General features: G+C 37.8%; 14 protein-coding genes. 11 read left to right on the top strand and 3 right to left on the bottom strand.

Going from position 1 to position 12,203, the window contains the following annotated elements:
- The first annotated feature begins 10 nt into the window (after positions 1–10).
- The 4 genes from BBI08_RS02485 to BBI08_RS02500 all read left to right on the top strand — a co-directional run bounded on the left by BBI08_RS02485 (position 11) and on the right by BBI08_RS02500 (position 3,252).
- Complete coding sequence (locus tag BBI08_RS02485; protein WP_008498789.1) at positions 11–898, top strand: DUF1002 domain-containing protein; 888 nt, start codon at positions 11–13, stop codon at positions 896–898.
- A gap of 185 nt (positions 899–1,083) precedes the next feature.
- On the top strand, positions 1,084–2,049 hold the full coding sequence (locus tag BBI08_RS02490; protein WP_008498790.1) for a ring-cleaving dioxygenase: 966 nt from the start codon (positions 1,084–1,086) through the stop codon (positions 2,047–2,049).
- Positions 2,050–2,067: 18 nt separating this feature from the next.
- Positions 2,068–2,349 carry a GNAT family N-acetyltransferase gene (locus tag BBI08_RS02495; protein ID WP_008498791.1) on the top strand — a complete coding sequence of 94 codons (282 nt, stop codon included), beginning with the start codon at positions 2,068–2,070 and terminating at the stop codon, positions 2,347–2,349.
- A gap of 348 nt (positions 2,350–2,697) precedes the next feature.
- Positions 2,698–3,252, top strand: coding sequence for a DUF4064 domain-containing protein (locus BBI08_RS02500; protein WP_008498792.1), 555 nt, complete (start codon positions 2,698–2,700; stop codon positions 3,250–3,252).
- A 29-nt stretch (positions 3,253–3,281) separates the two neighbouring features.
- Here the strand turns inward: BBI08_RS02500 and BBI08_RS02505 are convergent, their stop codons facing one another.
- On the bottom strand, positions 3,282–3,773 hold the full coding sequence (locus BBI08_RS02505; protein WP_008498793.1) for a GNAT family N-acetyltransferase: 492 nt from the start codon (positions 3,771–3,773) through the stop codon (positions 3,282–3,284).
- A 94-nt stretch (positions 3,774–3,867) separates the two neighbouring features.
- On the opposite strand from BBI08_RS02505, the gene BBI08_RS02510 reads away from it, so the two are divergent.
- Both BBI08_RS02510 and BBI08_RS02515 read left to right on the top strand, forming a co-directional pair.
- Positions 3,868–4,314 carry a GNAT family N-acetyltransferase gene (locus BBI08_RS02510; RefSeq protein ID WP_008498795.1) on the top strand — a complete coding sequence of 149 codons (447 nt, stop codon included), beginning with the start codon at positions 3,868–3,870 and terminating at the stop codon, positions 4,312–4,314.
- A 129-nt stretch (positions 4,315–4,443) separates the two neighbouring features.
- The gene (locus BBI08_RS02515; RefSeq protein WP_008498796.1) at positions 4,444–4,812 is read left to right on the top strand and encodes a hypothetical protein; all 369 of its coding nucleotides are present in this window, start codon (positions 4,444–4,446) and stop codon (positions 4,810–4,812) included.
- Between the two features lie 38 nt (positions 4,813–4,850).
- Here BBI08_RS02515 and BBI08_RS02520 read toward each other — a convergent pair whose 3' ends face one another.
- Positions 4,851–5,978, bottom strand: a complete 1,128-nt coding sequence (locus BBI08_RS02520) for an MFS transporter (RefSeq protein ID WP_065528456.1) — start codon at positions 5,976–5,978, stop codon at positions 4,851–4,853.
- 104 nt (positions 5,979–6,082) lie between these two features.
- Here BBI08_RS02520 and BBI08_RS02525 point away from each other — a divergent pair, with 104 nt between their 5' ends.
- The 5 genes from BBI08_RS02525 to BBI08_RS02545 all read left to right on the top strand — a co-directional run bounded on the left by BBI08_RS02525 (position 6,083) and on the right by BBI08_RS02545 (position 10,585).
- Positions 6,083–6,982, top strand: coding sequence for a diacylglycerol/lipid kinase family protein (locus BBI08_RS02525; protein ID WP_237146568.1), 900 nt, complete (start codon positions 6,083–6,085; stop codon positions 6,980–6,982).
- Between the two features lie 318 nt (positions 6,983–7,300).
- The gene (locus BBI08_RS02530; RefSeq protein WP_008498798.1) at positions 7,301–8,086 is read left to right on the top strand and encodes an AraC family transcriptional regulator; all 786 of its coding nucleotides are present in this window, start codon (positions 7,301–7,303) and stop codon (positions 8,084–8,086) included.
- A gap of 171 nt (positions 8,087–8,257) precedes the next feature.
- Positions 8,258–9,040, top strand: coding sequence for a membrane protein insertase YidC (yidC, locus tag BBI08_RS02535; RefSeq protein ID WP_008498799.1), 783 nt, complete (start codon positions 8,258–8,260; stop codon positions 9,038–9,040).
- Positions 9,041–9,089: 49 nt separating this feature from the next.
- Positions 9,090–9,335: a hypothetical protein gene (locus tag BBI08_RS02540; RefSeq protein ID WP_008498800.1), complete on the top strand. Its 246-nt coding sequence runs from the start codon at positions 9,090–9,092 to the stop codon at positions 9,333–9,335.
- Positions 9,336–9,736: 401 nt separating this feature from the next.
- The gene (locus BBI08_RS02545) at positions 9,737–10,585 is read left to right on the top strand and encodes a M15 family metallopeptidase (protein ID WP_065528458.1); all 849 of its coding nucleotides are present in this window, start codon (positions 9,737–9,739) and stop codon (positions 10,583–10,585) included.
- Positions 10,586–10,636: 51 nt separating this feature from the next.
- On the opposite strand, the gene cls is transcribed toward BBI08_RS02545, so the two are convergent.
- Positions 10,637–12,091 carry a cardiolipin synthase gene (gene cls, locus BBI08_RS02550; protein ID WP_008498803.1) on the bottom strand — a complete coding sequence of 485 codons (1,455 nt, stop codon included), beginning with the start codon at positions 12,089–12,091 and terminating at the stop codon, positions 10,637–10,639.
- Positions 12,092–12,203 lie beyond the last annotated feature (112 nt).

The following is a 12,203-nucleotide window of genomic DNA, read 5'->3' on the forward strand; positions in this document are numbered from 1 at the left end:
GCAAGTTAAAATGAGAAAAATAATTACTGTAATAGCATTACTGTTTACATTATCTATTGTGCTACCGTCATACAGTTCGGCAAATGTCGGCATCAATGAAAAGTTCGGGTTGCCAATCGTAGTTTACGGAGGCAATTTATCAGCAGATGAAAAAGCATCCGTGGCTGAGAGTTTAGACGTAGCAGGAGAAGTAGATGTAGAAGAAATTGAAGTAACGGGTCAAGATTTGATTAAGTACATTAAAGACGGCGATTCACGTGCCAATATGTATTCATCAGCCAAAATCACACGTAAAGATGAAGGTGCTGGGTTGGTCATTGAAATCGTGACGCCTGTAAACATTACGCAAGTAACAACTGAAATGTATGCCAATGCGATGTTAACAGCCGGTATTGAAAATGCAACAGTAGAAGTAGCAGCACCAAAAGCCGTTACGGGTCATTCAGCGCTTGTTGGAATTTATAAAGCTTACGAAGTGAACGGAGAAGCACTAGATCCGGAGCGCACTGACGTAGCTAATGATGAATTGACAGTTGCGACGGAGCTTGTAGACGGTGGCGTTGGAGACGATGAAGTTAGCGAGTTATTAACAGAAATTAAAAAACAAATTGCTGAAAAAAAACCTGCTTCGCGTGATGAGGTAGAACAAATTGTTGAAGAGCAATTAGACAAGCTACAAATCGAGTTGAGTCCAGAAGACCGTCAATTACTAGTAGATTTGATGGACCGTATTCGTCAACTTGATATTGATTTTTCAAAATGGTCAACGCAACTAGAAGATTTGAGTAAAACAATTGAAGATAAAATTACCACGATCGTTAATGATGAAGGATTTTGGGCAAGTGTAAAAAAATTCTTTAAAAACATAGCGGACACTGTAAGTGGTTGGTTCAATTAAATGAAAACAGGCAAACCTTGGAAAGGTAGTGCAACCCAAAAGTTAGATTTGAACTCTAACTTTAAGGGGTCACTACCAAATGGGTTTGCCTTTTTTTATGAAAGCTTAATATCTTGAGGAGATCAAAAGTCAGTGATAGTATAAAGTTAATATCTTGAATTAGAGGTAAATGAGGAGGGTTAATAATGAAATTGGAAGGTATTCACCACGTTTCAGCGATAACAGCAAATGCTATTGCCAACCATGACTTTTTTACTCGGATTCTTGGATTGCGTTTAGTTAAAAAAACGGTCAATCAAGATAATCCTTCTTCTTATCATTTATTTTATGCTGATGCTGTTGGTACTCCGGGTACTGATATGACATATTTTGATATCCCTATGGCAGGACGTACTTATCCTGGTGTATCGAGTATCAGCAATACAGCATTTCGTGTGAAAAACGTTGAGGCATTAGATTATTGGGTGGATCGTTTTGATAAATTTAACGTCCCTCATGGAAAAGTTGAGCAACGCTTCAACCGGTCGACCTTAACATTTCAAGATTTTGAAGGTTCTAGATTAATGTTGGTAGTTGATGATGGCAGTGGAATTGAATACGGCATCCCATGGACAAAAGGCGGGGTTCCCGAAGATTTTGCGATTGTTGGGTTAGGTCCCGTGCGATTGACGGTCCGAAAAAGCAATAAAACGGCAGCTGTTTTGACTACTATTATGGGGTTTGAACAGATTGGGGAATATCCATCAACTGTGGAGGGACAAAAAGATATTTTAGTCTTTTCAACAGGAGATGGGGGTCCTGCTGGCGAAATACATTTAGAAGAGCGATCGGATCTCCCTCTGGAACGTCCTGGTAGAGGAAGTGTCCATCATGTTGCGTTCCGCATCAAAACGAATGAAGAATATAGCAAATGGGATGAACATTTGCGTTCAAATGGTTTGATGACTTCAGGAGAAATCGACCGTTATTACTTTAAGGCCATTTATTTCAGAGAGCCTAATGGGATTCTCTTTGAATTGTCAACAGACGGGCCGGGGTTTGCAACAGATGAACCGGTTGACCGTTTAGGAGCTGGGCTTGCACTACCGCCATTTTTAGAAACAAAACGCAGTCAAATTGAAGCATCTTTGCAACTATTGGACACCGAGTAGAATAGGGGGGAATAGAGAATGGATTTTAAATTAGTTGAATTAGGCAGTGATGAATTTGCTTATCGCCTTGAAGATGAAGGAGGCACGAAAGGTGAAATTGCTTGGACAAAATTGGCAGATGTAATGGTCATTGAACATACTTTCGTTGAAGAATCGTTACGCCATCAAGGATTGGCTAAAAAGCTTTTAGACCAAACGGCAAATTTTGCTCGTGAACATGGTTATAAGTTAGAACCTGTTTGTTCTTACGCAGTATCTGCTTTTGATCGTTACAGCGATTATGATGACGTTAAAATTTAAAAAAATATAGCACACAAAAAGCAATCCGCTGTTAATCGAGTGGATTGCTTTTGCTAATGCTCTACTATGTAGTTTTTCATTGGATACCTCCGTTTTAAATGGTTGTCATTAAGAAAACGATGGCTGTTAAAATTGAAGCTCCACCTACACCGTACATAAAATCTGCTTGACTAAAAATTAGGTTTTTTTCCATTATTTAGAACTCCTTTCAAATCTTTGTTATTAATAATTTACCCGCTAATGAGCTTTCTAAACAGGTTTTATTAAGTTAATTAGGGGAAAAGAATAAGAAAGGAGTATTTTCCTTATATATTGACTATAAATAATTAAACAGAAAGGGTGAGGAGAATGAATCAAGAAACCGTAAACAGAGCAGGAGAAAAAGTTCTTGGTATTATCGGAATCGTCTTTAATATTTTAGCAATGGCATTAATTGGTTTTGCGATGGCAAGTTACTCAAGGGCACCAGAATTCCGACAGTCTATTGAAGATGCAATTAGAGCAGATCCAACTATGGCGAATCCTGAAGATGTGGAAATGATTATGAATATGATGTCTTCAGGTTTTGGTGTGATGGGGTGGGTTATGATTGCCGTGTTGGCACTCAGCACGTTATTAGCAATTATTGCTATTGTAAACCTTCGTAAAAAAGGAAATGCATCCACAGCTGGTGTACTATTCATCTTGGCAGGTTTGTTTGCAGGCATATTATCATTAACTTCTATTTTGTTCTATATTGCCGCTATTATGTGTTTCGTTCGCAAACCGCGAGTGCAACACACGCAAACTTTGCGTGACGAGGATTTCAAGTACCAAGAAGATGAGTTCCGTCGTAAAGAAGATTCGTTTAATAACGATACTACAACGCATAAAGACGATGACACGCCTTATCGTCCACTATAAAAAGTCATGAGTTTACAAAAAACCGCTACCTATAAGGTAGCGGTTTTTAAATCGAAAACATATTTTGCTGTTTGCAAAGGATGCCCTTCAAATAATTCTTCGAATTCTTCTAAGAACTGAAAGCCGTTTGCTTCATAAAAATTACGGCCTTTCTTATTTTCGCTTTCAACATAAACAAATAGTTGATTGCCATTAAGTAAATGGCGTAAGCCCGTAGTAAACAATTGCTTGCCATAACCTGAACGCTGAAATTCAGGTTTCATATAAATAGCAATCAGTTCAGCATCGCCATCCTCGTCCACTTTCGTGAAATTGGCGAAACCGACAGGCTCTCCTTCGTGTTCTGCGAGCAAAACAATCGTTCTCTTTAAACGCATCTCCATCATTGGAGTAGAATATGATTTATCTAGAAAACTTTCTTGGACTGTTGAGGGAATGATTCCAGCATATGTGTCATTCCAACTAATTTTGGCAATTTCCTGAACAGATGTGATATCTGCGGATGTACCGGTGCGAATCATGCAATCACCTCTAAAATTCTTTATGCAATCATAACAAAAAAAGAGGTGAATAGCCACTAATGTAGAATAAGTAACAACAAAAGGGGGATGTAATATGGATTGGAAGGTTTATCAATTTGACGATTTAAGCGCAAGAAAACTATACGATGTGCTAAAGTTGCGTGTTGATGTATTTGTAGTTGAGCAAAATTGTCCTTACCCAGAACTTGATGGTTTAGATCAGCGATCGGTTCACCTTCTGTGTAGCGAAAAGGAAGATGTATTAGCCTATGCTCGTTTAGTGCCGGCTGGTGCCAAATATGAAGTGCCTTCTATAGGTCGTGTCATTGTACATAAAGATGCTCGAGGACGTGGTTTAGCAAAAGAGTTGCTAGAGCGCAGTATTGATTATATTTCAAATGAATGGCATGCTGAGGCGATTAAACTGCAAGGACAAGTTTATTTGAAGGAGTTCTACGAATCTTTTGGTTTCCAGTCGATATCAGAAAGTTATGATGAAGACGGAATTCCTCATGTGGATATGAAACGGACTCGTGCGTAACTGTAATGTTTTTGACATATAAAAAAGGATTAACAGCATAAAATTTAGGGTAAAGATTGGTATTAAACAAATATGAAATGAAAACAGAAAAGGGAGTGCTGCAAAATGGCAAGAGGAAGAGGTCTCCTAATGGCAGGTTTAGCTGCCGGAGCATATGCATATTTCAAAAACCCTGAAAATCGTGAAAAAGCCACAAAGGCTTTCAATGATGCGAAAGTGAAGGTGAACTCTTATATGGAATCACAAAATCTAGATAAGACAGGAAATACAAATTCAAATGCCGATGAACCATCAGACAGTTTACAAGATCCTCAAGAGGACATGGTTGCAGAAGGCGGAGCCACAACAACTATTCAGTATTACAACGAGAAACAACAAAAAAATAAAGACACAGAATCAGAAGATGTAAAACTATCATCAAATGATGTCAGCGAAGAAAAGGCTGAACATACCGATTCAGCAACGCCTGAAAACAAAATAAATACGGATAACTTATAAGAAAAAGGATGGTCCTAGACCATTCTTTTTTTTGCTATCTATTTTCTAGAAGTCAGCCCATTTGTAATAGCGGCGATAAGTAATATAGAGCCGCTAACCATAAATCCTTGATTGGGGTTTAAAGCTAAAGCGCCGGTGATACCAGAACCGACAACCACACCTGCAGAGAAAAACGCGTAAAAATAACCGTAAGAACGTCCGCGGGAAGTGATATTGGTTGAATCGATTAAAATAGAATTGATTGAAGGAAACAATAAAGCAAAGCCTATTCCATAAGTGCACATGCCAACATAAAGTAAAGGTTCAGTTGACATAGCGCTTAAATAAAATAAAGAAGCACCCATAACAGTAAATCCTGCGATTAAGGTATAAATCGGTTTAACAAGATCAAAAATTCGATTGATAGGAAGTAAGAATACCAATATAGCAGAAATTCCGAAGGCACTTAACAATAAGCCGCTGAGTTGAGATTCTAAACCGAGTGCTTCAACTTTAAGAGGAAGCATATAAGCTAACACTCCTTGTGAAAACATCAAGAAAAAAGCACCTGAAAAAGAACGGAGTAAGCCAATGTTTTTCAAGATATCCGTTAAAGAAGAAGGATGTTTAGTGATGCTTTCTTTTTTTATAAGTGTTCGGCGCAATAGTAAAAACGCGGCGATGCCAATAGAAAAAATCAAGACGCCAGTTATGAGCATCGTTTCTGGAACGCTATTCCGACTTGTATAAATGGCTCCGTAAGCAGGTCCAAGAATTGCCGCTAAGCCAATAAAAGCACCGGATAATGCGGATTCTTTACCACGCTTATCCGAGTTTGTTCGGTTGGCTAAGTATGTGAAAGCAGCAGGAACTGTTAATCCAGCTGCTAGACCATGAAGAAATCTCACTGCTAACAAACTATAGGGTCCATCAATTAACGAATAGGTAAACAACGTAAAACTTGTTGATAATAAGCCAATCACTAAAATAGCAAATGGACCTTTACGATCTGAGGAAATTCCTGAAATGATATTGCCAAATGTATTAGATAACGAATACATACCGACCGCCAATCCAGCGATAAAAGGACTTGCGCCTAGCGATACCGCGTAAGGACTTATAATGGGAAGTTGAGCAAACAAGTCAAAGAAAGAAAAAAAGATAATAAGGTAAATGAAAATACGCAAGACAGTTCCTACTTTCCTAACAAATTGCAGTTTTTCGGGTTTGGTCACCCTGATGTAGGGGGAAAGACAGCTATAGTTGCTTACATTATACCATCGGAGGTCTTATGATGAAAAAAGCCATGTTTATATTAAATCCATCGTCTGGAAAAGAACGAGCTTCTGAATACCGCAGCCAAGTAGAAGAGACGCTTGCCTCAATGGGATACGAAGTGGATACAAGAGAAACAGAAAAAGAGAAAGATGCTACGAGTTTTGCAGCAGAAGCTTGCGAAAAAAAATATGATTTTATCGTAGCAATGGGAGGCGATGGCACAATTAACGAAGCTGTATCTGGGATAGCAGAAAAGCCACACGAGCCTTTGTTTTCATTAATCCCTCTCGGCACTGTTAATGATTTTGCGCGCGCTTTAGGAATTTCTTTAGATCCACCAGAAGCAATCGAAGCACTCAAAACAGGTCATGAAAAAAGAGTAGATATTGCTAAAGTTGGGGACTACTACTTTATGAATATATTAGCAATCGGAGATGTTGCAGAATCCACATATGAAGTGGATCCTGAGAAAAAAACTAAATTAGGAGCACTAGCTTATTTTATCGAAGGAGTAAAAGCAATTTCCGCTGATACTGAAACGTATTTTGAAGTTGAACATGACCATGGAATATGGTCTGGTGAAGCGAAATTAATATTAGTCGCATTGACTAATTCAGTAGGTGGATTTGAAAAACTAGCACCGGAAGCTCTGACAGATGACGGGTTGCTTCATCTTTATATTGTGAAAAATGCTGCTTTACCTGGATTTGTTCGTATTGCTACATCGGTCATCAGAGGGAAACTGGAAGAAGATCCAGCTGTCGAAGTAGTTCAAACTACGAAAGTGTCTATTAAAACAAATGAACCGTTGTCTAGTAATATTGATGGCGATGAAGGTTGTACAACTCCATTTGTGATTGACGTCTTACCCCGTCATATCCGTGCGCTCATTCCGCCAGATAAAGACGAATAACTGTATTGTCTTCTTTTACTCAATATAAAGCTAGGAACGAAGACGCAGCAAGCAAGCTGTTTATTAGGGTTTGCTTTATTTTTCTGTTAAAATTAAGTTTTATGAAGTAATAATGAAACTTTTCCCTAGTGAAATCGTCTTATATAGTATAAATTTTGTATTAAAACATTACTGAAGGCACACGGGTAAAGTTCATGTATAGAACAAATGACACGAAAAAAATACAAAAATAGCAGTTTTACTCTATTATTTCAGCTTATTTCAGTATATAGTTGAGATAATGTCAGAAAAACTTGTACAAAGAAAGACGGGGAAACCATGAATATTATCACTGCGCCAACTATTCAAGAAACCATTTCGAAAATTTTTATGAGTGAAACAGAACATTTAAACCAAATTGATGGTTTGGATAAATTTTTTGAAATTGAGACACAATTAATGTACGAAATTCATCACCTTGAAAAAGAGCGTGCAAAAGAGACGTTGAGAGAATTAATTGATATGCTGTCACTCCGTTCGGAAAAAGATATCATTCGATCTATTCGTAATTATTACATCATCTTATCTTCTGTTATGGCGCGAAAACTTTATGAAATGCGCGTTCCACCGAAAAAAGCATTTGCTTTTAACTCTGCTTGTGTAGAGTTAGTAGATAAGCATATGAATGATTCAGAATTTATGTTTGTTGCAGACGAGTTGATTGAGTTTTTTGTATCGATTATTTCTGAGCGCAAGCAACCTTCTTTTGGTCATCAAACGGTCAATAAAGTTGTGATCTACATCAACGATGAAGTAGAGCGTGATTTATCGGTCGAAGAAATTGCTAAACACTTCAATATCTCAACAAGTCATTTGTCACGCATCTTTAGAGAACATGCTGGTATTACACTTGTTGAATATTTGAATGTACGCCGAGTAGAAGAGTCGCAGTACTATCTGCGCCATTCGGATAAAGGCATTTCAGAGATTTCCAAGCAATTTCATTTCTGCAATCAAAGTTACTTTACGCGAATCTTTAAAAAGTATACGGAAGTTACGCCAAAGCAATTTCGTGACAGTCAGCACATTCCATATTTCCGGTATACATTACCAAACGCTAAGTAAGGAGAAGAAATTCTCCTTTTCTTTTTGACTTTTTTTATCGCTGTTCTGTTTAGGAATGCCGTAATTTTGTCACAAAAATTAAAAACTTTATTCGTGTTCTCTCCATGGATTGAATTTTGTTCTGCTTATCGTTATACTTCATAGTAGTTAAAAAAGGTGAAGGTGACTAAATTGAAAAAGAAAATTACATTATTAATGATGATGGCATTAGCCGTTGTTTTGCTGAGTGGATGTTCGGCAGTAGAAAACAAAGAAGGCATGTTTTATACTGTTTTTGTTAAACCGTTCGACGTGTCATTGAATTATTTAGGTGACTTGTTTGGTGGAAGTTACGGTTTGGCTATTGTAGTTATTACTATTGTTATTCGTTTAGTCTTAATGCCGTTTATGTTGCGTACTTACAAACGTCAGCAAGGCATGAAAGTCAAAATGGATGCAATGCGTCCCGAAATGGAAGACATTCAAAAACGTATAAAAGAAACAAAAGACAAAGAAGAGCAAATGAAGTTGCAGCAGGAAATGATGGGGCTTTACAAAAAGCATGAAGTAAACCCATTGAATATGGGATGTTTGCCTGTCGTTATCCAAATGCCGATCATTATGGGTCTGTATTTTGCCATTCTGCACTCACCGGATGTTCAAGCCCATGAATTTTTATGGTTTAGTCTAGGTTCTCCAGACATCATCATGACGTTGATTGCTGGAGCGGTTTATTTCTTCCAAGCAAGAGTTTCGTTATGGACAATGCCAGAACAACAACAAAAGCAGATGAAATTGTTTATTTACATTTCACCAATTATGATTATGTTCATTTCATTTACATCGATGGCGGCTTTACCGGTTTATTGGACAGTCGGAGGGATACTTTTGATTATCCAAACCTTTATCGGTCGTAAATTCTATTCGAATCATCCAGAAAAAGCACTTGAGTCAGTAGAAGAGAAAAAAGAATAATAAGGAGCCGGCAACTATTGCCGGCTTTCTTTTTATGGGAGATGTTTAGATGAATATGAAATTAGTGCAAGGAGTAACGATTGCGCTTTTAAGTGTTACTTCACTTACTTGTTTAATATTTGGCTATTTAGAAGTGGCTGTACTGTTTATGACTGTGCTTTTCGCCATGACAAATAGCTTCCGCTATCGTCAGATGAAAGCACAAGGAATGCACCGAGAAGCCAAATGGATGCTAGGGATGTCCGTCACTTTTGGCGTATTGTTCTTTGTTGTGTTAGCAACTATCCTTTTTTAAAAGTAAAAGCACAATCTCTTTTATAGAGATTGTGCTTTTTGTGTATATTCATATTTTTCTTTCATACGTTCTTCAAGTAATATATCCAATTGACTCATCAATGCTTGAATATCATTTTCTGATATTTGATTCACTGTCGACAGCTCCTTAGGTATTTATACAGAGTTATTCGAAATGCAATCGAATTTATGGGGGTATTTAGTTTTGAAAGCTAAATTTATTTTGGGGGTCTAATGTAATTGTTGAAGTAAATACTAAAATATAGGCGAGACAGTAAATTAAAACTGAAAAATAGGTTGGAATTTAATGCGGATTTTAAAAGAAAATGCCACAGGTTAACAAAGAATTTCAATCATAGAAATGGTAGAATAAGAAAGATATCAATAGAAGGAAGGCTTATTATGAAGTTTTTAGATCAATTCAAACAAAAAAATAAAAAGTTTTACATAAAATGGACGGTGATTGGTATGTCGACAATTATGGCAGCGCTAGTAGCATTTTGGTTATACATCAATGATTGGGACACTCGGCAAAGCATGAACGCATTAATAGAGGCAGTGGAAATTGAAGAACCCGCTACAGAAGCGCCAAAAGAGCAAGTTACAAAAGTTCCTGAATCTAAAAAGGTAGTAGAAGAACCTGTAGAAGAAAAGCCGGTAACAGAAGAGCCTGTAGAAGAAATAATAACCGATGCTACTGTCTATCCCCAAGATAAGGAATTGCCAAAAGGTCCAACAATCATTAACGGCGTGCTGGTGGCGAATAAACAACATCCGCTTCCCGACACGTATGCTCCTGGAGAAGTACCAGAAGCGCGCACAGCTTTTGAAGAAATGAAAGCTGAGGCGGCAAAAGTAGGGATTAACTTAAATGCATTCAGTACGTATCGTAATTTCGCGCGACAAAAGCAGTTATACGAAAGTTACGTAGCGAAAGATGGCCAACAAGCAGCGGATCGTTACAGTGCGCGACCTGGATATTCTGAACATCAAACCGGTTTAGCGTTTGATATTGGTGAATCAGGACAAGAACAGCATTGGGCTTCTGCCTCATTCGGCGACACTGAAGGTGGCAAGTGGTTAGCGACTAATGCTCATAACTATGGATTTATTCTTCGTTATCCTGATGGGAAAGAGAAAATCACAGGATATATGTATGAATCTTGGCATTTCCGGTATGTTGGAAAAGACGTGGCCACGCAAATTTATGAAAAAGGCATTACACTAGAGGAATATTTAGAGGCCAAGTAAACAAAAAGCGTCTTCGTTATTTTTACGAAGACGCTTTTCCTATGGAAAAAATTATAAAATTGGTGCCAGCAAGCGAGCGATAGATTCTTTTGTTTTAACCCAACTGGTCCGGTGTAAGTACATTTCATACGTTAATTCAGTTGAAAGTTTCATATCTTGGTGGAAAAGTTCCGCAAGATCTGTTGATACTTTCTGATCATAAATAAAGGCATTTACTTCAAAGTTTAATTTGAAACTTCTTACGTCAATATTAGCGGTACCAACAGTAGACGCTTTATTGTCCGTTACAATCATTTTAGTGTGCAAAAAGCCATTTTCATAAGTGAATATGCGTGCTCCAGCTCTTAACATTTGACCTACATACGAATAAGTAGCCCAATAAACAAACGGATGATCAGGTTTATTCGGTATCATAATTCGAACATCTATTCCAGATAAAGCAGCAATGCGAATGGCGTCATAAAAAGTAGCATCCGGAATAAAATAAGGAGTTTGTACATAAATATATTCTTTTGCTGAGTTAATGAGCTTTACATATCCATCTTTGATTTGCTCCCAATCTTCATCGGGACCACTAGAGACGATTTGCATGGAAGTGTTTCCTTTAGCTTTTTTAGATGGGAAGAAAAATTCATCATGTTCGATATCGTGGCGTGTAGATGCCTGATTCCAATCGCGTATAAAGCGAGTCTGTAAAGGGTGGAGTGCTCCACCTTCGATGCGCAAATGAGTATCTCGCCAATATCCGAATTTCCGACTTAGCCCAATATATTCATCGCCGACGTTAAAGCCACCAATATAGCCAACTTCTCCATCAATCACGACAATTTTGCGGTGATTCCGATAATTCAGGCGAGGATTGATGATAGGTAAAATAGAAGGGAAGAAGGTTTCGACTTCCCCTCCTGCAGCCATTAACTCTTTAAAATGTCGTTTTCTCAAACTACGTGAACCCATATCATCGTAAAGTAAACGTACTCTGACACCTTCTTTTGCTTTAGCAGTTAGAGCATCAACAATTCGAGTGCCCAGTTCATCTAAGCGGAAAATATAATATTGTACGTGAATATGATTAGTTGCTTTTTCAATGTCCTCAAGTAATGCATCGAATTTTTTTCGGCCGTCATTGAAGATTTGAATGCTGTTATCTTCAGTCAGGAGCGCACCATTATTCCGCAAGTGAAGGTAAATCAAATCCGCGTAGTCTTTCGTATCGGAATCATTAAATTCGAAGTTTTCATCATGTAATTGGTTCATTTGATGAGCAATCAAGCTCTCAATCCCGACTCGTTTTGTGCCTTCCCATTTGAAGAGCGTCTTTTTGCGCAACCTTCTGCCTAAAAACAAATAAATAAAGAAACCAAAAATAGGAATAAAGAATAATACCAATAACCAAGCCCATGTACTTGAAGCGTCGCGTCTTTCAAGAAAAACGAGAGCTGCAGCAAGAAGGACGTTCAAAATAAAGATAAATGCAGTTAAAAAGCTGAGAATAGTTACAGTCATTGGAATTCTCCTAACGTGAAATTCGTAAGCATAGAAGTTTTTAGCTATACTATCCGGCAAAAAAATAGCTGATTTATTTGAAAGTGTAATAGCGTGAAACGCCTAACAATTG

Source organism: Planococcus halocryophilus (assembly GCF_001687585.2).
In the GTDB taxonomy this organism is placed as follows: domain Bacteria; phylum Bacillota; class Bacilli; order Bacillales_A; family Planococcaceae; genus Planococcus; species Planococcus halocryophilus.